This window comes from Thermocrinis sp., from assembly GCF_036781485.1.
In the GTDB taxonomy this organism is placed as follows: Bacteria; Aquificota; Aquificia; order Aquificales; family Aquificaceae; genus Thermocrinis.
On record NZ_DAIQAX010000001.1, the window covers coordinates 153,785 to 171,297 of the forward strand.

Sequence of the window (17,513 nt, forward strand, 5' to 3'; positions counted from 1 at the left end):
CTGAGGGAGGAGAAATTAGAAAAATTTTCCATTTATCTTGAACAGCTAAGAAGGTGGAACAAGGTTCACAACTTGACCGCTATAGAAGATCCAAAAGAGATAGCCATCAGACACTTTTTAGACTCTTTGACTCTCACGCTCTGTTTTAAGGAAAAGAAAGTAAAGGTTGAAGGTAAAACTTTTTGCGATGTGGGAAGTGGTGCGGGCTTTCCGGGCGTCCCCCTGAGCATATACTACGGAGAAACCTTAGATATAACATTGATAGAGTCTGTTTCAAAGAAGTGTGCGTTTCTGGAGTTCTTAAAAGCTCACTTGGACCTAAACTACAAGGTTTTTTGCAAAAGGGCAGAAAGCTTAAACCAGCAGTTTGATTATGCCTTGTGCAGAGCGTTGGGAAAACTGGAAGATATAAAACCTATGCTTTTGACTTTAGCTAAGGAAGGTGTGTTTATCATGAAGGGGAGAGATATACCAGAAGGATACGATTATTGCAGAATAACTCTGAGAGACATAAAAGACAGCTACATTATTTTCATACCAAAGATCAAATAGCCTGTATGGGCTACCATCCTATCTTCTGGTCTTAGTCTCTCATAGACAGGCTTATAATTTCTGAGAAGAATCTCCAAAACCTCAAGCCCACCAAAAAATCTCTCCGCTTCCTTTAAAAGCTGGGACACTTGGTTGGTGGTTGGTAGTAAAAACCCGCAGACTGCTCCCTTTTTTAGAACCTTATGCACCTTTTCCAGATAGTGCCAAGGTTCCCTTACATCCACAAAGCACGCATCAAAGAACTCTTCCTGAACCTCTGCCTCCGCAAAGTCCGTGTTTATAGCTTCCACGTTCTTACACAGTCCAAAAGTTTCCCAATTTTTCAAAGCGTTCCTGTAGAACTCCTGAGATACTTCGTAAGCTATTACTTTGCCAGCCAATTGGGATAGCACAGCGGTAAGGGCACCGCTTCCTATTCCAAATTCCAAAACGGTTGAATGCTTGTCTATGCCAAGTTTAAAGGCTATGTAGAAGGCGTCCTTTGGATAGATTATCTGGGTTTTTCTTTTGAAGCCGTAAAGTATGATGCTTTCTAAGGTAGGTTTGAGAAGGTAAAAGTCCTCTACCTTTGAACCATATTCCTTACCTATAATTTGCTCAAACTTTAAAGTTTTTTTTCCGTAGTTTATGCTAAATCCCTTTGTAATCCTTTTCAAAAACCTCTTGTCTTCAATCTGGATTAAAACAAAATCCCCCTCTTGGATTTGCATTACCTTCTTATTTCAAATACCATGGGGATCAAAAGAGAGTATCCCATCTGCTGCCAATAGGCTATTTCTGTAATTGCCGAAGGCACAGTTTCCACAAAGGGATAAAGATCCTTTTCTGAATAACCATACAGTTGAGTGAGAGCTATCCTACAGAGTTTGAACTTCACTCCATACTGGGACAAGCTTTCCAACCTTTCCACTATGTCTTGGTATTTATCTTTGTGTTCCTTGGCGAACACTTCCAATTCTCTACCGTGAGAGACCACAACTATATCAATGTCTTCAAGGTTAAAGTTGTAAGGTGGATGGGTTAAAACGAATATAACATTTGAGATCCAACCAAGGGCAGGTCTTAACTTTTCTGGATGGTCTAAGAAAAGCTCATAAACTACCCTAAAGGGTTTTTTGTATTCCGTCTGAACAAACTTAGCTTCCTCCGTTGCAAAGGCAAAGGTAAAAAAGATGAGAAAACTTAAAAATACCTTCAACATAGAGAATAAATTTAATCCTAATCATGCGTGTTGCGGTTGGTATGAGCGGTGGTGTGGATAGCAGTGTCAGCGCTCTTCTTTTGAAAGAAAAAGGCTATGAAGTTATAGGCATTACTCTGAGGTTTCACAAAGAGGTGTGCGATGAACTCAGGGTTTGCTGTTCTCCAAAGGACGTGCAGGATGCAGCTAAGGTTTCCCAAAGGCTTGGTATTCCACACCTTACCTTAGATTGGGAAAAGCTCTTTGAGGAAAAGGTGATAGCTCCTTTTGTTAAAGCACATATGGAAGGTAAGACCCCTAATCCCTGTGCTGTGTGTAATAGGGAAGTAAAAACAGGCTTTCTTGCAAGATACCTAAGGCAAGTGGCGCTTATAGACAAACTGGCAACAGGACACTATGCCAAGATTGTAGATTACAAAGGAAGGAAATTAATTGCAAGGGCTAAGGACTTAAAAAGGGACCAATCTTACTTTATGGCTCTTTTGAGGGACGAAGACATAGAACTTTTGGAATTCCCGTTGGGAGATTTGACAAAAGAAGAGGTAAGAGCTTTGGCAGTCAAATACGGGCTTGAGGTGGCTCAAAAGCCTGACTCTCAAGATGTTTGCTTTTTGATGGGAAAGGATGTGGGCACTTTTTTGATGGAAAGAGTAGGAAAGATGGAAGGAGTGTTTGTTTATGAAGGGAAAGTAGTGGGCAAACACGATGGGTTTTACAAATACACAGTGGGACAAAGAAAGGGCTTAGGAGTTGCTATTGGCAAACCAGTTTATGTTATAGGCACAGACCCGCAAAAAAACACAGTCTATTTAGGAAACGAGCAAGACCTCTATAAAGATTGGCTTATCTTGAGGGATTTAAACATTCATCTTCCTCTGTCCATGTGGGATAGGCCTTTGGCTCAGGTAAGGTATAGGAACCCTCCTGTTGGTGTAAAGGACATAAAGAAGTTAGAGGATGGAAGATACAAGGTGTTTTTTGAAGAAAAAGTAAGGGGAATAACACCTGGTCAGATTTGTGCCTTTTATGAAGAGAGCATGCTTATTGCAGGTGGTATAATAGAGGAATAAATTTAAATGCATGGAAAAAAAGAAAGAAGAGCTGAAAGTAGAAAGTTTGGAGCAGGAGGTAAAGGAAATAAGGGAAGAAGCAAGTAAGATTTTTGAACTGCTTTTGCCGCCAAAGGAAGTAAGAAGGGAAATAATGAAAAACCTATACACCATTGAGCTGTCTTTTCTTAAGATCTTCAAAACCCTTATAGACTACAAAACTCAAGAGCTTGAAAAGAAAATAGAAGGTAGAGAGGAGGTCAAGAAGGAAAAGACTAAAAGGATACAAGTAGAGTAAAAAACCCGGGGAGGGTAGCGCATGAGGGAAGCCCCGGGGTGCATAAGTTAGAATCTATAAGAAGCGTTTAAGAAGAAAGTCCTTCCAGGTTCTGGCACTTTAACTCCAGTCATAAAGGGATGTCTAATAAAGGAAGTGTGCTCGTAATACTTCTTATCAAGGACATTATCCACGCCCGCCATTAAAGAAAGGCCCTTCCAATTCACACCAGCCTTTAGGTTCAACACTCCGTAACCGGAAGTCTTTTGCTCTTTCAGGTCTGAATCTACTTTGTTCTGCGTGGCGGTTGCTACCACTTCCCCTTCCATAAACCAAAGACCTGTATCGTATCTGAGTCCCAGCCTTGTCTTTAGAGGAGGCACTTCTGCTACGTCTTTGTCGTTTATGTTAAGCCTTGAGTCTCTGTCCTTTCTTCCTTCAACATAGGATACTCCACCAAAAAGAAAGAGATTTCCAAACAAGTTAGCCCTTATATCCGCTTCAAAACCATAAAAGACCGCATCCACGTTGGCATAAGACATGGCGCTGTCTCCTGGTACTACATCAGAGCCATTCTGCCTTCTCTGTCTGTGTATAGTTATATAATCCTTTACCAGACTATAAAAAGCCGTTCCTTTTACCAATAGCCTTTGAGAAGAATACTTCAACCCCAAGTCCAGCTCTGTGTTCTTAGAAGGCTTTAGCTCTGGATTTCCTACCCAAGCGCAGAAAGGCATCGTAGCGTTGCACATCGCAGCTCTATTCAAGGCAAAGTACCTCTCCTGTTGGTCTGGCACTCTAACTCCATACCCTAAACCGCCAAACAGCTCAAGCTCTGGAGTAAAGGAGTAGAAAATCTGCACATTACCGGAGGGGTACGTATCCGTCTTTGATGTGCTTCTGGTGTTTTTGTAAGCAAAGTATAGGTTTGTGTTTGCTTTAGAAGAGTTAGCCTCTGACTTTGTGGTATCAAGTCTGAGACCAGCGCTGAGCCTTAGTTTGTCAGATAGCTTTGTTTTATACTCTCCAAAAACTCCAAGGTTGGTTATATCCACATCTGGGATGATAAATTGTCTGTTAGGAGCAGAAGCCATCATTGTAGGCCACATGTAGTTTGTTGCATCCCAGTTTCTTTTATAGGCTTCAAAACCAACCAAGAAGTTGCCGATCTCTCCTTCTATTCTCCCGCCTAAGGTTTTTGTCTCCGCATAAGTTGCCATACCCCAAGGGTCAGGTTTTGAATAGCCTCTGGCTGAACTTGCCCTAAACCTATCGTCCATCCAGTGCTCCACCTTTGTGTAATAGACATGGAAGTTTAAAGACTTTATCAGGTCTGAGACTTTTCCAACTTTGTAGCTAAAGCTAAACCTATCTGTATCGTCATAATCCGCATCCATCATAAGAGCTGGATAGAGCACATGCTTTGCAGACTGTCTTGTGTATGCAAGCTCTAACTCGTGATTTTCCAAAGGCTTAAGGCCAAACTTTGCCCAGTAAGTGTTGATTTCAAAGGCTTTTGAGTTTATAAACTCTGGTTTGTATCTGTTGGGACTGGTTGAAGGATGAACTTGTGTGATCTTTTTGCCATCACCATCTTCGTATGGTTTTGAGTATTTGTATGAGTATCCAGCCAAACCGTAAAATCTGTTGTCTGCGTAAGAAATTACAGGAGAGAGATTTATAAAGTTAAAAGAGCCTACGGATGCATTCAGGTTTAGCTTAAAGCCCTTATCTGGTTTTTTTGTGATTATGTTCACGAGCCCACCCATAGAACCTTGATGTCTTACATCAAAGGGGCCTTTGATAATTTCTATCTTTTCCACTTCCGAAAAATCCACGTGGAAGGCTGGAGGGTCCATTCTGTTGGGACAAGCCCCATGAACTTCGGCGTCATCAATCAACACGTTGATGTTATCCTTCTGAAAGGCTCTGATCAAAACATCGTTTGCTATTGCACCTCTGCGGAATTTGGAAAGCCCGCTTATTTTGGTCAGCGCCTCTCCCACATCCTTAGCAGAGCTTTCTCTTACTTCTCTGACTTCCAAACTGTCCTCAAAGCTTTCTTTCTTACCCTTCACTTCAATCTCTTTCAGCAAAAGTTCTTGGGCATAAGCTTGGCTAAAGATAGCACCCAGCAGTGCTAACTTGAGAAATTTCCTACCCTTCATGTTTAACCTCCTTTAACACAATAATAACTTAAATACATAACAATATTAACACAAAATTCACAAAGAAAGGAAAGCGGATTAAATCTGATTTCTAATGGAAGGTTTATAATTTATTAAAACTTTGGGCGATGATTAAACTCGGCATAGTTGGTTCTACTGGATCGGTGGGAAGTCAAGCGCTTGATGTGGTTAGGGCATACAGAAATGAATTTGAGCTTGTAGGCATTGTGGCAAAAAGAGCATCTGATAAGCTTTTAAAGCAAGCTATAGAATTCAAGCCAAAGTTTGTGGTTTCCTACGAAGATCCGTCAAAGGATTGGCTTTCAAGCTTACCAGAAGAGTGTAAGTATTTAAAAGGAGAAGAGGGGCTTTTGGCTGTAATAGAGGAGTCAGAGAGAATTTTAAACGCAGTGGGAGGAGTAGACGGACTTTTGCCTACCTTTTATACACTCTCTAAGAATAAAATCCTGCTTGCAAGCAACAAGGAATCCATAGTCTGTTTGGAAAATCTGGTAAGGGAAAAGTCCGAAAAAGTAATACCGGTTGATAGTGAGCATAACGCCACCTTTCAGCTCCTTTCAATGGTAAAGAGGGAAGATATAACTAAAATCTATCTGACAGCTTCCGGCGGACCATTCAAGGACACACCTTTAGAAGAACTTTCAAAGGTAAAGCCAGAACAAGCCCTTTGCCATCCAAGATGGAAGATGGGCAAGAAGATAACCGTAGATTCTGCAACTCTTATGAACAAGGGGATTGAGCTTTTGGAAGCAAAAGCGCTATTTAACATAGACCCAGACCTTATAGAAATAGTCATACATCCCCAAAGTCTTGTGCATGGAGCGGTAAAGTTAAAAGATGGGAACTTTTTCTTCTGTGTTTCTCCAACGGACATGAGAATCCCTCTAATAAACGCCTTGTTTTATCCAGAGAGATTTTACAATCCTTTCAACCAAGTGGATATTTTTGAGCTTTCTCCGATAACCTTTGAAAGGATAGACCGAGAAAAGTTTATGTCAATAGAGCTTTGTGAGTGGGTGGCCAGAGTCGGTGGTGTTTATGTGCCGGTCTTGCTGGGAGCAGACGAAAGGGCTGTGGAGCTTTTTTTAGAAGAAAAGATAACCTTTGATAGCATTGTCCCTTTGGTTAGAGAGGTGTTATCCTGTGTGGATTTAAAGGATCCCAAAACTGTAGAGGAGATAAAATATGCAGTTGAGTGGGGCTACAAAAAACTGGATGAGCTTGTCTTGAAAAAAACGCCATGAAAGAATTTGTTTATGGGGTTTTATTCGTGTTTTTAGCTTTCTTGCCCTTTTACATGCTATCCTCTCCAAAGGCTCAGTCTGTAAGCATGAGGTCTTCAGACCCGGCAAGCTTTGAGTTAAAACAGGGCAAAGAAGGAGGAACCCTTTACTTTATCCTAAACGGTGATCCCAAAACCCTTAACCCAGTCCTTGCCCAAGAAACCACATCCACTGCGGTTATATCAGACGTGTTTAGTGGCTTAACAAAAATAAACTTAAAAACCATGGAATACGAGCCAGACCTTGCGGAGAGTATAGAAATACTTGATGGTGGAAAAAGGTATGTTATAAGGCTAAAAAGAAACGTCAAATGGAACGACGGAGTGGATTTTAGCGCAATGGATGTGGTATTTACGTATAAAGATATCTACCTTAACAAAAACATACCCAACTCCACTGCAGATATGTTAAGTGGGGTTTTGAAAGATGAAAAAGATGTGGAAAATTTTGTAAGGCTTATAGACAAATATACCGTTGAGTTTAACCTTTCTAAACCCTTTGCACCTTTTCTTGGAATCCTTTCCGCTCCAATTCTTCCCAAGCATAAGCTGGAAAAATTTGTCAAAGAAGGTACTTTTATGCAAGCTTGGAACGTAAATACAAAACCGGAGGAAATAGTAGGAACAGGACCGTACAGAATTAAAAGGTACTTAAAGGGTCAACTGGTTGAATACGACGTCAATCCTTATTACTACGAAAAGGATCCAGAAGGTAAGACTGTACCATACATAAAGGAAAGAATAGGATACATAGTCCAGGACCCAGATACTGCGTTGCTTATGTTTTCTACCAAAAAAGTAGACTATATAGGAGTTAGACCAGCAGATCTACTGACTTTATCCAAGCTTAGTAACACCGTACTCTTTGACCTTGGACCCACTCCTTCTACTACCTTCCTTGTCTTTAATCAAAATCCACAGGCAGATATACCAAAGCACAAGCTGGAGTGGTTCAAAAACCGTGAGTTTCGTAGAGCCATATCCATGGCTATAGATAGGTTTGGCATAAGTATGCTCGTATATAACGGCTTGGCTCAGCCCCTCTATGGGCCAATAACACCAGCCAATAAGCCTTATTATATGGAGGGACTCTTTCCGGAAATTCCATACGACCTAAAAAAAGCAAGGGAGATTCTTGAAAGCATTGGCTTTAAGGATAGAAATAAGGATGGGTGGCTGGAAGACAAGGACGGAAACATCTTAGAAATCATTCTTCTTACCAACGCAGGCAACAAAGAAAGAGAAGCTATAGGAAACATGATAAAGCAAGATTTAGAAAGTATAGGCATCAGGGTTTTGTTCAGATCTATAGATTTTAATGCCTTGGTCCAAAGGCTTACCGCGCCCCCCTATCAGTGGGAAGCGGTGATAATAGGTCTAACCGGTTCTCTGGATCCACACTTTGGTAGGAACGTATGGCACTCTTCTGGCACCCTTCACATGTGGAACCCAAGACAGAAGAGCCCTGCCACCGATTGGGAGAAAAAGGTGGATGAGCTTTTTGACTTAGCATCCTCCACTATAGACAGTGAAAAGAGAGTAGAGTTATACAGGGAAGCTTACAAAATCATAGCCCAAGAGCAACCGCTTATTTTCTTGGCCACTCCCAAAAGCATGCTTTCAGTTCGCAATAAGTTTGAAAACTTCTTTCCCACAGTCTGGGGCCAATACAAAGAAGAGTATATGTTTTTTAGGTAATTAACTCTCTTAGTCTTTCTTTTATAGCCTGATAGGTCACTTCTCTAATCATATTCTCCAATGGTATGGATTCTATAGCTTTTCTTATTTCCTCCCTGAGAGTTTTTTGGAAGCTTTCCTCTATGGCTTCCTTCAAGGCTTTTCTGACGATCTCATCGATCGGACCAATGTCTTTTATCGCTTGATAGATTGCCCTTTCTATTTTCTCATCAGGAATGACCACTTGACTTGGGTGATCCTTTTCCCTTTCTTCCGCCAAAGAGATCTCTTCCAATTGTATTTCTTTTATTTCTTCATAGGGGGGAGCTTCTTCAGTGGGGATAAATGGAAAAGATTCTTCTTTTTTCCCAAAGATCTCATCCACTGGACTTATGCTTTCTCCAACCTCCAATGCTTCTTCTTTACTTTCCATTGTGGTTATGCCTTCCAAGAGCTTTTCCAAGGGTTCTTCCTCTTCTTTTTCTTGCATAACCTTCTCAAGAATCTGCATGGGTCCTATACCTTCATTAACTACTGTCTTTGTTTCCTCTGACGTTAGTATTTCCATTATTTTTTCAGCTATTTTTTCTGGGCTATCTGCCCTATAGGTTGCATATTTTTTAGCGAGTGGGATGTCTTCTACTTCTATGCTAAACAGTTCATCTATTACTATGATGAACGGCTTTGAAGATACAATTGGATCCTTTGATAATTCCATCAAACGCTTTTTAGCAGCGAGTCCAGATATGGCATCAAGCACAACTAAATCTTGATCTTTTAAGACATCTTCTAAATTTCTGAAAGATCTTACGGGGTATACTTCCACGTCCTTAGGAAGGAAGGATACAATGCTATCAATAAACGTGCCATCAAAAGAAACTATAGCTACCTTCTTATTTGATATAACAGTTCCTTCTTGAGGTAGTAATTGTTCCAACGAGAGATGTTCGCTTTCTAATTCAGGAATTTTTACCTCTTCGGGATACGCTTCTTGCACAATTTTTTGTATTCCCTCTTCTGTCAGCGAAGTACTTTCGATCTCAAACTCAGAGGGCATAGTTGGAGGTAGTTCCATACTTTCTCCCAAGGGCTTCTCAATAGCATCCAATATTTCTTGCACTGAGTTATCTCTTTTCATTAATAGTTTCTTATGAGGTTTAAGATTTCTTTCATTTATAGGGAATAGATCATCTATAAGCACTATAAATTTTGCATCCCTAAATCTCTCCTCATACATATTATTTATGTCTTCTTCAGAAATAGCTCCAGATATAGCATCGTAGATTACTATATCAAAGTGCTGGGTAGCAAGGTTGAGCGCTTCTTCGCCGTTTTTGACGTCTACTACTTCGTAGTCTTTTAATACTTCTTTTAGTTGCTTTATCAGGTTTTTATCAAAGGATACGATCAAGATTTTCATTTCCTTCCCTCCATTTCTTTAAGTATATCATCAAGTATTTTTTTTGCCTCGTTGCTACTCTCTTGGGGTATTATCTTGTGAGTGGCAAGAGCCAACCTAAGGGCTTTCAACTTGTTTTCTAAGTTCGATGGAAGTTCCTTCCCTTTCTGGCTCATCACTTCTTTTGCCTGGTAAAATGGTTTTTGAAGGAGCATATAAAAAACACCTATAAGGAAGAATATTATTCCCGATAGGGCTATACCTAAAATAGTTGGATTTTTCATTAATTCTTCTACATATTCTGTGAAACTGTACTTTTTCACATAAATATACACTTCAGTATTGGAGGGATCTTTTTTAGAATAGGATATATATGCGCTTCCATCCATAGGTATTAATAGAATTTCATCAGTTACTGATACTTTACCTTCAGAAGATTTAAAAATAAAAAATCCTTGATCGGGATAATCCAATTTTTTGATCTTTTCGTTCTTTAACGTAGATAGAAAGAAAGTTGCAAAATTTGCGTTCATCTTTTCCTGTTTTTTTGTGGAGTATATTTCAAAAGATGCATAAATACCCCATCCAAAGAGGATAAAGCCTAGAAGCATAAATGCCAAAGATATGAGGTTTCTCATTTTTAGCTTCCGACGGTTATACTTTCAATCAGTAGAGAGGGCGAGCCCACATGCCCATACATTCTAAGATCTTCCCCTACCCCAACCAACTTACCCCATAAATCCTTTACATTCCCTCCAATAACTACCCCTTTCACCGCTTTTTCCTTTCTACCTTTCTTTAAAATTATACCTGATGCTCCTAAGGAAAAGTCTCCAGAGATTGGATCAACCGTATGCAACCCCATAAGGTCTAATACAAAAAAGGTCTCATCGTATATGTTAAGCAGATCTTCTAATGAGTATGGTCCCTTTTCTATGTACAGGTTTCTTATTCCAGAGGTGGGCAAGCTTTTAAAACTGTTCCTTACAGAATTTCCCGTAGGTTCAGTGTCGCACTTAACAGCAGTATATAAACTATGCAAAAATCTTTTAAAGATACCTTTTTCTATAATCACATTCTTTTTGGAAAGAATACCTTCCGCATCTATCTCTAATGAACCTAAACCATGCTCTAACGTGCCGTCGTCTATTATCGTTAGCACTGAGCTTCCTACTGGTGTGTTCTCTTTACCTTTGAGCATAGTCTTATCCTTTACCAATGAATCCCCAAGAAACATAGGGCTGAAAGCTTCCAAGAGTAAAGCAGCCGAGTCTCTAAAGAATATCACAGGGATTACCTTTGTTTCGTAAGAGGACGCTCCAAGTTGAGCGGTTGCCTTGAAGGAAACATCTTTTGCCATTTCTTCAAAGTCTATGTCTTTTATGAACCTTCCAGCTCTGTATTCGTAAGAAATTGCTTCCTCTCCATTCTCTACAGCCAAGGCGGACGTGAAGCACGAAAAATAGGTGGTTTTGTAACTGTATTCAAGACCGTAAGAATTCAAGCAGTAGACTTCCACTTTCAGCTCCTTTAGACTGCTTTTTCTTGAACCAACAATCCTATTATCAAACTTTTTAACGAGCTTTTCAAGATTTATCAGTATTTCTATTCTGTCTTCTAAACTTATAGAGGTACCCTCACTATCGTAAGCCGCTTTTAGCTCACCCTGAACTGGATTTTTGTTTAATACAAAACCTCTATCCTCTGGAGTAAGCTCCAAAGATTCTATTGCCCTTTTTACACATTTTATTACAGAATCCTGAGATATTTCTGTCGTATAGGCAAAGCCCTGTTTGAAATCCTTTAGAACTCTAATGCCTAAACCCAACTCTTTTGACTTGGAAAGATTTTCCTGTTGTTCATTTGAAGTTTCAACCAACAGCTTTTCTGTGCTTTCTAAATACACCTCATAATCGTATCCATCCTTTAGAGCTGCCTCTACCCACTTTCTTAAATTTTCCATGGATAGAAAAGATTTTATAATAGATTTCTGATGACTGAAGAAAAAGTAGAAGAAAAGAAAAGAGGTAGGAAGAAGATTCTGTTTATCCTGCCAGTTTTTGTGTTACTCTTGGTTGGCGCTGGTGGTGGGGCTTAAGTATTTCTGTTAAAGAAAACCAACCAAGAGAAGGAAGATAAGGTAAGTTTAGCTCAGATTGGTGTTATGTTTGACTTGGGCGTATTTACAGTAAATCTGGCGGATGCCAACACGGACGCTTATGCGAGAGTAGCAATAACTTTAGAGTTGTCCAACGAAAAGGTAAGGCAAGAAGTAGATAAGAGGCTGCCTATTATTAAGGATGCCATAATTGACGTGATAAGTAGTAAGACCTCTGATTTTGTCAAAACTCCAGAAGGCAGAGAATCTCTGTGGTATCAGGAACATATACTTTACTGAGTTTGTGGTTCAAACTTCGTGATGGACTTTTTTTATAGCCTCTTAAAAGTTTTCCTGTCGCTGGCAATAGTGATAGTTCTCATACTCATAGTCATACCTTATATTCAGCCCATGCTGGTTAGGTTTAGCCTGAAGGGGGGGTCAAAAGGTAATGTAAAGATCATAAACATCTTACCACTTCTAAGGGGTACTTTTATAGTGGAATTAGAGATAAAGGGAATTTATATGGTCATTCTTATTACTGAAAGAGGTGCTGATGTTATACACAGGGATAGCATTGATAATTAGCCTTTTACTATGGGAAGTGAGCTACGCTCAGAATCAGCTTCTGCCAAATATTGAAATAAAGGTTGGCACTGGACAGTTGGATACATCCATAAGACTTTTAATCCTTTTGACTATTCTTTCCCTTGCTCCTTCCATTCTTATAATGACTACCTCCTTTATAAGGATAGTGATAGTTCTCTCTTTGATAAGACAAGCCTTGGGTGTTCCCACAGTCCCCCCAAACCAAGTGATAGTTTCCCTTGCTCTATTTTTAACCTTCTTTGTTATGAAACCTGTGTTTGAAAGTATCAACCAGGAGGCTTTACAGCCACTGTTAAGAAATGAGATAACTGATCAAGTCTTCTTTGAGAGAACCTCGCTAATCCTGAAGGAGTTCATGGCTAAGCATACCAAAAAAGAAAGCATCAAGGTTCTACTGGATGTGTCTGATATGAAGGAAGAAGAAAAGAAGAGTATCAAGTCTTACCAGGATATACCCCTAAGTGTGCTAATACCTGCCTTTATGATAAGCGAAATAAGTGTTGCCTTTCAGATAGTGTTCCTGCTTTATTTACCTTTTCTCATAATAGACCTTGTAGTAGCCTCCGTCCTTATATCCATGGGTATTCTCATGATTCCGCCCCAGATCATATACTTACCCTTTAAGCTCATGCTCTTTGTCCTGGCCAATGGTTGGGAACTTGTTATACTTTCTCTAGTAAGGAGCTACCAATGAGCCCTGAGCTTATTCTGTCTATGGGACAGAGAATGTTAGAGATGGCTTTTATACTGGCTGCTCTTGTACTAATTGCAACCTTTTTAGTAGGCTTAATCGTTAGCATATTGCAATCGGCTACCCAAATACAAGAGATGACCCTTAGTTATATTCCAAAGCTAATAGCAGCTTACGTTACAATTCTTGTCCTTGGTGCATGGATGTTGAATAAACTCTTAGATTTTACCAAGGAGCTTATCATAAACATCCCCGTTTGGCTGAAATGATAATCTTTGATCTGAATAGCCTTCTAACTCTTTTTTTGCTACATGTGAGGATCCTATCTTTCCTTTTAGTCGTTCCCTTTTTTGGAAGGGAACTCCTTCCCAATACGTTCAAAGTTTTTTTAGCCACAGCCCTTTCCCTAACACTTTTTATGTATGCGGATATAAAACCTTTAGATTTTCCAACTATAGGACATTTTTATTTTTCCGTGTTGAAGGAGTTTCTGTTTGGATTTTTCAGTGGTCTCTTCCTCAGGTTCATTTTTGACGCAGTGATGATAGCAGGGGAGGTAATAAGCGTAAACATGGGTATAGCTATAGCCACACTTTTTTTGCCACAACAGCCTCAAACCTCTGTTATGTCTGTCTTTTTCATGCTATTCTTTACTTCCCTTTTTCTTGCCATTGGTGGTCCAGAGATGGTCTTTCTGGCTTTGGTCAGCAGTCTAAAAAAAGTGCCGTTAGGTGGTTTTGATCTTTACTCTGTGAACTTAGAAACTTTTCTAAGCTTATTTTATGAAAGCTTTAACTTGGGAGTGTGGTTGTCCCTTCCCATAGTTTTAAGCATGCTTTTACTAAATTTGGTGCTTGCTGTGGTCAATAGGTTTATTCCCCAAGTAAATGTGTTTATAGTGGGTTTACCTTTGCAAATATTTTTGGGCTTTTTATTACTTGTAGTTCTTTTCCCTCTCTTATCCTACCTCTTGTCCAGTCATCTGAAAGAGTATATGATAGAGTTTATTAAAGTAGCTGGAGGTTAGATAAGTATGCCGGAAGAGAATAAAACGGAGAGAGCTACTCCGTATCGGAGGAAGAAGTTAAGAGAGGAGGGAAACATAGCTAAGAGTGTAGAAATAGCTATAGCAAGCACTATTTTAGTGGGGACAATAGTTATTTTCTTTATAGGTTACACTATTTTTGAGAAGACCCTCAGGCTCTTTTGGAGTGTATCTTCCAACCCACTTGCGGATGCTTCTATCGTGTTTGCTCATTTTAAGGAAGAGGTAATACCTTTCATATTTCCTTTTTTTGTTTTAACCATACTTGTGGTTTTCTTAACCCATGTAGCCCAATTCGGTTTTATTTTTACATTAAAACCTATCCAGCCAAAACTTGAAAGGCTAAATCCTTTTGAAGGCATTAAAAGAATCTTTTCTCTCACCACTCTTTTTGAGCTTACAAAAAACAGTCTAAAGGTCTTTCTTCTAATCTTGGTTTCTTATTTTTTCTTCAGATCTGAAATGGGAGAACTTATGGGAATTTATTCCAGCGACCTATCCCTTAGTATAAAAAATTTTCTTATTTTTACCTTCAAGTTAATAATTTTCATAGGTGTGGTTGCTCTTTTTATAGCTTTTTTAGATTATGCATACAAGCGTTGGGATTATGAAAGGAAGATGAGGTCAAGGAAGAGTATAAACAGCATGAAGGTCATCCCATGATAAAGAGTGCGATAAGAAAGAGAATGAGACAACTATCCAAAGGAAGAATGCTGCAAGAGGTGCCAAAGGCAAGCGTGGTAATAACCAACCCTACACACATAGCTATAGCTTTGCGCTACAGTCCAGAAAAGGGAGACAAAGCTCCCGTTGTAGTGGCTAAAGGTAAAGGACAGATAGCGGAAAAAATAGTAGAAATTGCCATGATAAACGGTGTGGTTGTGGTAAGGAGGGAAGCCTTGGCAAGAGCCCTATACCCTGTAGTAGAAGTTGGTGAAGAGATCCCTCCTAAGTTTTACAGAGCTGTAGCGGAGATAATAGCTTTCGTAATGGCTCGCAGGAAAAGGATAGTGGCCTGATGGAAATGGGAAAAATTCTCATTATGTTGGGAATTTTTTTGATAATCTTTGGGGGAATCCTTATACTGTTTGAAAAAGTGCCCTTTGGCTTTGGAAAGCTGCCGGGAGATATAGTGTTTAAGAAGGATGGCTTTACGTTTTATTTTCCTATAGTTACATCTTTGATAATAAGTGTCTTACTTACCCTTATCCTAAACCTTGTGTTTTGGTTGCTTAAAAAATAGGTGGCGGAGCCGACGGGACTTGAACCCGCGACCTCCGGCTTGACAGGCCGGCGTTCTGACCTGGCTGAACTACGGCTCCTCAAATCTATATTATAACACAGATGGAAGTGTTCGACCAATACGCTAAGAACTACGATCTTTGGTATGAAAAACCCTTCGGAAACAGTGCCTTTAGGCTTGAGGTATCTTGTCTTGAGAGAGTTTTAGATCCTTTTTCCTCATCCCTTGAGGTGGGGGTAGGAAGTGGTAGGTTTGCCAAGGCCCTTGGGATTCCCTATGGCTTGGACCCTTCAATAGAGCTTCTAAGGTTGGCAAAGCGAAGGGGCGTTGTTGGGATTCTCGGAAGGGCAGAGGCTTTGCCCTTCAAGGAATCAAGCTTTGACTTGGTTCTCATGGTAGTTTCTGTATGCTTTTTTCAAAAGCCTTTAAGTGCCTTTGAAGAAGCTAGGAGGGTTTTAAAAAGGGATGGGGGCTTGGTGCTTGGGCTTGTTCTCTCAGAAAGCCCTTGGGCGAACTTTTACAGAGAAAAGGCAAAGAAAGGACATCCCATTTACTCCCATGCAAGGTTTTACTCCTTTGGAGAACTCTCCTACATGCTAAACCAGACCCACTTCAGAATTGAAAAAATATACACCACACTCTTTGAGGAACCCCAAGACCAAGAACCCTTGAAAAATCAAGAAATCAGGGAAGGTTTTTGGAAAGAGGGAGGCTTTTTCTGCATAAAAGCTAGAAAGTTAAGCTTATAAGCTTTTCAATCAAGTTTGCAAGTTTAAAGTCCTTTTCTGTGATAGCATCCGCCTAATGGGTCTTTAGCTTTATCCTCAGCCTTTTAAAGCCAAGTTCTACATCAGGATGATGCCACAAGCTCTCTGCAAGATAGGCTATAGCGTTGAAAAGCATTACAGTTTCCTTCCAGTTTTTGGTGTTTATCTCTCTAACAATGCAACCATCTTTATATAACCATTGGGGAATTTCTTCCTTTATTTTTTCAAGGACCTCTTCAGGGTTGTAGTGCCTCAATCCTTCTTCTGACATAGGGGGCACACCCCATACATGTAAAGTGAATGGGACAGAACTTTAAAGCCATTCACTTCTTGGGGCACTTCACAACCTACATCTATTTTCAGATCAGTTATGGACCCGCAGAGGATACATACAAGATGATCGTGTTCCTGAATGTTCGCATCGTATCTTACCGAATTTCCCCAGTAGGCTACTTTCCTTATAAAGCCCATCTCTTCCAAAGTTTCCACCGTCCTATAAACCGTAGCCAAAGAAACAAAGGGGTAAATTTCTTTAACTTCTTCGTATATTTCCTCTACGGTAGGATGGTCTTCCCTCTTTAGGAGAATTTCGTAAACTGCCAATCTTTGGGGAGTTATCTTTAATCCCTTTTTCTTACAAGCCCTAACAAACTCTTCCAATCTTTCCTTGTAATCTAACATCGTGGCAAACCAATAATATAAACCATTTAAGAATAATTTGCAACTTTCTTAGGTTATAATTATTGCCGTAGGCGAGGTGCCGGAGTGGTCGAACGGGGCGGTCTCGAAAATCGCTGTGGGTTTGCAGCCCACCGGGGGTTCGAATCCCTCCCTCGCCGTGGAAAGTCCGATCATGAGCGAGGATGTTCTAAAAATCCTTCAAAATGGTTATAATAAAAGCTGATGTATGTAAGCTTGCAGTTTAAACTTCAGTTGGACAGTTCCGACAGAAAAAAGCTTTTAGAATTAATGCGTAAGCAATCATCTGCCATAAGGTCTGCTTATAAACTGCTAAAAACCAAAAACTCCCATAGCCAAATCTACCAAAAGCTAAGACAACTGTTTCCTGACCTGCCTACCAAATACATAGACGTTGTGTTTGGTAGTAAAACCATTTCTGAAAAGCTTTGTAAAAACAGAAACAAGAAAAGCAAAGAAAGACAACTTCACCTAAGGATCACAACAGGCAAAAGAGAATTTGTTTATGCAGGAGCCGATTCAAGCGTTCCCAAGCAGGGAAAGACTAAAAAAGTCTCTCAAAGTGCTTGGCAAGTTCTGAAGGTGGCCTTCCTCTTCCCTGTTCTTGGAGAGATTTTGCCAAGGGACCTTTCTCCTCTGAAGTCTTTATTGGTGGAAGGGGCGTGGGACAGAGTAAGGAGCAGGTTAGTTCCCTTAGAGGTTGGGGGGACGCCCCAATGAGGGATTTTTCGAACA

General features: G+C 40.1%; 21 protein-coding genes, 2 tRNA genes and 1 pseudogene. 15 read left to right on the forward strand and 9 right to left on the reverse strand.

The window, feature by feature from the left end:
* Positions 1-552, forward strand: coding sequence for a 16S rRNA (guanine(527)-N(7))-methyltransferase RsmG (gene rsmG, locus V7P40_RS00880; RefSeq protein WP_333784215.1), 552 nt, complete (start codon positions 1-3; stop codon positions 550-552).
* Here the strand turns inward: rsmG and V7P40_RS00885 are convergent.
* A complete protein-coding gene (locus tag V7P40_RS00885) occupies positions 522-1,262 on the reverse strand; it encodes a tRNA (adenine-N1)-methyltransferase (RefSeq protein WP_333784082.1) in 741 nt (246 codons plus the stop codon). The genes rsmG and V7P40_RS00885 overlap by 31 nt on opposite strands.
* Positions 1,262-1,753 (reverse strand): DsrE family protein, encoded by a 492-nt coding sequence (locus tag V7P40_RS00890; RefSeq protein WP_333784083.1) that lies wholly within the window; start codon positions 1,751-1,753, stop codon positions 1,262-1,264. Before V7P40_RS00890 ends, V7P40_RS00885 begins: the two co-directional genes overlap by 1 nt.
* A gap of 23 nt (positions 1,754-1,776) precedes the next feature.
* On the opposite strand from V7P40_RS00890, the gene mnmA reads away from it, so the two are divergent.
* A complete protein-coding gene (gene mnmA, locus V7P40_RS00895; protein WP_333784084.1) occupies positions 1,777-2,823 on the forward strand; it encodes a tRNA 2-thiouridine(34) synthase MnmA in 1,047 nt (348 codons plus the stop codon).
* 10 nt (positions 2,824-2,833) lie between these two features.
* Entirely contained in the window at positions 2,834-3,100 is a 267-nt protein-coding gene (locus V7P40_RS00900) for a hypothetical protein (protein ID WP_333784085.1), read from the forward strand.
* A gap of 47 nt (positions 3,101-3,147) precedes the next feature.
* Here V7P40_RS00900 and V7P40_RS00905 read toward each other — a convergent pair whose 3' ends face one another.
* Positions 3,148-5,247: a TonB-dependent receptor gene (locus V7P40_RS00905; protein WP_333784086.1), complete on the reverse strand. Its 2,100-nt coding sequence runs from the start codon at positions 5,245-5,247 to the stop codon at positions 3,148-3,150.
* Between the two features lie 128 nt (positions 5,248-5,375).
* On the opposite strand from V7P40_RS00905, the gene dxr reads away from it, so the two are divergent.
* Both dxr and V7P40_RS00915 read left to right on the forward strand, forming a co-directional pair.
* A complete protein-coding gene (gene dxr / locus V7P40_RS00910; RefSeq protein ID WP_333784087.1) occupies positions 5,376-6,512 on the forward strand; it encodes a 1-deoxy-D-xylulose-5-phosphate reductoisomerase in 1,137 nt (378 codons plus the stop codon).
* Entirely contained in the window at positions 6,509-8,248 is a 1,740-nt protein-coding gene (locus V7P40_RS00915; RefSeq protein WP_333784088.1) for an ABC transporter substrate-binding protein, read from the forward strand. The genes dxr and V7P40_RS00915 overlap by 4 nt, the downstream gene beginning before the upstream one ends.
* Here V7P40_RS00915 and V7P40_RS00920 read toward each other — a convergent pair.
* Genes V7P40_RS00920 through V7P40_RS00930 form a run of 3 tightly spaced genes read right to left on the reverse strand, consistent with a single transcriptional unit; the run spans position 8,241 to position 11,589 of the window.
* Positions 8,241-9,647, reverse strand: coding sequence for a hypothetical protein (locus V7P40_RS00920; RefSeq protein ID WP_333784089.1), 1,407 nt, complete (start codon positions 9,645-9,647; stop codon positions 8,241-8,243). The genes V7P40_RS00915 and V7P40_RS00920 overlap by 8 nt on opposite strands.
* The gene (locus V7P40_RS00925) at positions 9,644-10,264 is read right to left on the reverse strand and encodes a hypothetical protein (RefSeq protein ID WP_333784090.1); all 621 of its coding nucleotides are present in this window, start codon (positions 10,262-10,264) and stop codon (positions 9,644-9,646) included. The genes V7P40_RS00920 and V7P40_RS00925 overlap by 4 nt, the downstream gene beginning before the upstream one ends.
* Before the next feature lie 2 nt (positions 10,265-10,266).
* The gene (locus V7P40_RS00930; RefSeq protein ID WP_333784091.1) at positions 10,267-11,589 is read right to left on the reverse strand and encodes a TldD/PmbA family protein; all 1,323 of its coding nucleotides are present in this window, start codon (positions 11,587-11,589) and stop codon (positions 10,267-10,269) included.
* 201 nt (positions 11,590-11,790) lie between these two features.
* On the opposite strand from V7P40_RS00930, the gene V7P40_RS00935 reads away from it, so the two are divergent.
* The 7 genes and pseudogenes from V7P40_RS00935 to V7P40_RS00965 all read left to right on the forward strand — a co-directional run bounded on the left by V7P40_RS00935 (position 11,791) and on the right by V7P40_RS00965 (position 15,312).
* Positions 11,791-12,024 (forward strand): flagellar basal body-associated FliL family protein, encoded by a 234-nt coding sequence (locus tag V7P40_RS00935; protein ID WP_333784092.1) that lies wholly within the window; start codon positions 11,791-11,793, stop codon positions 12,022-12,024.
* A 21-nt stretch (positions 12,025-12,045) separates the two neighbouring features.
* On the forward strand, positions 12,046-12,312 hold the full coding sequence (locus tag V7P40_RS00940; RefSeq protein ID WP_333784093.1) for a hypothetical protein: 267 nt from the start codon (positions 12,046-12,048) through the stop codon (positions 12,310-12,312).
* The gene (fliP, locus tag V7P40_RS00945; RefSeq protein ID WP_333784094.1) at positions 12,281-13,027 is read left to right on the forward strand and encodes a flagellar type III secretion system pore protein FliP; all 747 of its coding nucleotides are present in this window, start codon (positions 12,281-12,283) and stop codon (positions 13,025-13,027) included. The genes V7P40_RS00940 and fliP overlap by 32 nt, the downstream gene beginning before the upstream one ends.
* Positions 13,024-13,293, forward strand: coding sequence for a flagellar biosynthesis protein FliQ (gene fliQ / locus V7P40_RS00950; RefSeq protein WP_333784095.1), 270 nt, complete (start codon positions 13,024-13,026; stop codon positions 13,291-13,293). Before fliP ends, fliQ begins: the two co-directional genes overlap by 4 nt.
* Complete coding sequence (fliR, locus tag V7P40_RS00955; RefSeq protein WP_333784096.1) at positions 13,290-14,051, forward strand: flagellar biosynthetic protein FliR; 762 nt, start codon at positions 13,290-13,292, stop codon at positions 14,049-14,051. The genes fliQ and fliR overlap by 4 nt, the downstream gene beginning before the upstream one ends.
* Positions 14,052-14,057: 6 nt before the next feature.
* Positions 14,058-15,088: pseudogene (flhB, locus tag V7P40_RS00960) on the forward strand (flagellar biosynthesis protein FlhB).
* Entirely contained in the window at positions 15,088-15,312 is a 225-nt protein-coding gene (locus V7P40_RS00965; RefSeq protein ID WP_333784097.1) for a DUF2905 domain-containing protein, read from the forward strand. Before flhB ends, V7P40_RS00965 begins: the two are co-directional and overlap by 1 nt.
* Before the next feature lies 1 nt (position 15,313).
* On the opposite strand, the gene V7P40_RS00970 is transcribed toward V7P40_RS00965, so the two are convergent.
* A tRNA-Asp gene (locus V7P40_RS00970) sits at positions 15,314-15,391 on the reverse strand.
* 22 nt (positions 15,392-15,413) lie between these two features.
* On the opposite strand from V7P40_RS00970, the gene V7P40_RS00975 reads away from it, so the two are divergent.
* Positions 15,414-16,061, forward strand: coding sequence for a class I SAM-dependent methyltransferase (locus tag V7P40_RS00975; protein WP_333784098.1), 648 nt, complete (start codon positions 15,414-15,416; stop codon positions 16,059-16,061).
* Between the two features lie 52 nt (positions 16,062-16,113).
* Here V7P40_RS00975 and V7P40_RS00980 read toward each other — a convergent pair whose 3' ends face one another.
* Positions 16,114-16,350 (reverse strand): 4a-hydroxytetrahydrobiopterin dehydratase, encoded by a 237-nt coding sequence (locus tag V7P40_RS00980; RefSeq protein WP_333784099.1) that lies wholly within the window; start codon positions 16,348-16,350, stop codon positions 16,114-16,116.
* Positions 16,332-16,760, reverse strand: a complete 429-nt coding sequence (locus V7P40_RS00985; protein ID WP_333784100.1) for a Fur family transcriptional regulator — start codon at positions 16,758-16,760, stop codon at positions 16,332-16,334. The genes V7P40_RS00980 and V7P40_RS00985 overlap by 19 nt, the downstream gene beginning before the upstream one ends.
* Positions 16,761-16,830: 70 nt before the next feature.
* On the opposite strand from V7P40_RS00985, the gene V7P40_RS00990 reads away from it, so the two are divergent.
* Together V7P40_RS00990 and V7P40_RS00995 are read left to right on the forward strand one after the other, a co-directional pair.
* A tRNA-Ser gene (locus tag V7P40_RS00990) sits at positions 16,831-16,918 on the forward strand.
* A gap of 64 nt (positions 16,919-16,982) precedes the next feature.
* Positions 16,983-17,498 carry a hypothetical protein gene (locus V7P40_RS00995; RefSeq protein ID WP_333784101.1) on the forward strand — a complete coding sequence of 172 codons (516 nt, stop codon included), beginning with the start codon at positions 16,983-16,985 and terminating at the stop codon, positions 17,496-17,498.
* The last annotated feature ends 15 nt before the right edge of the window (positions 17,499-17,513 follow it).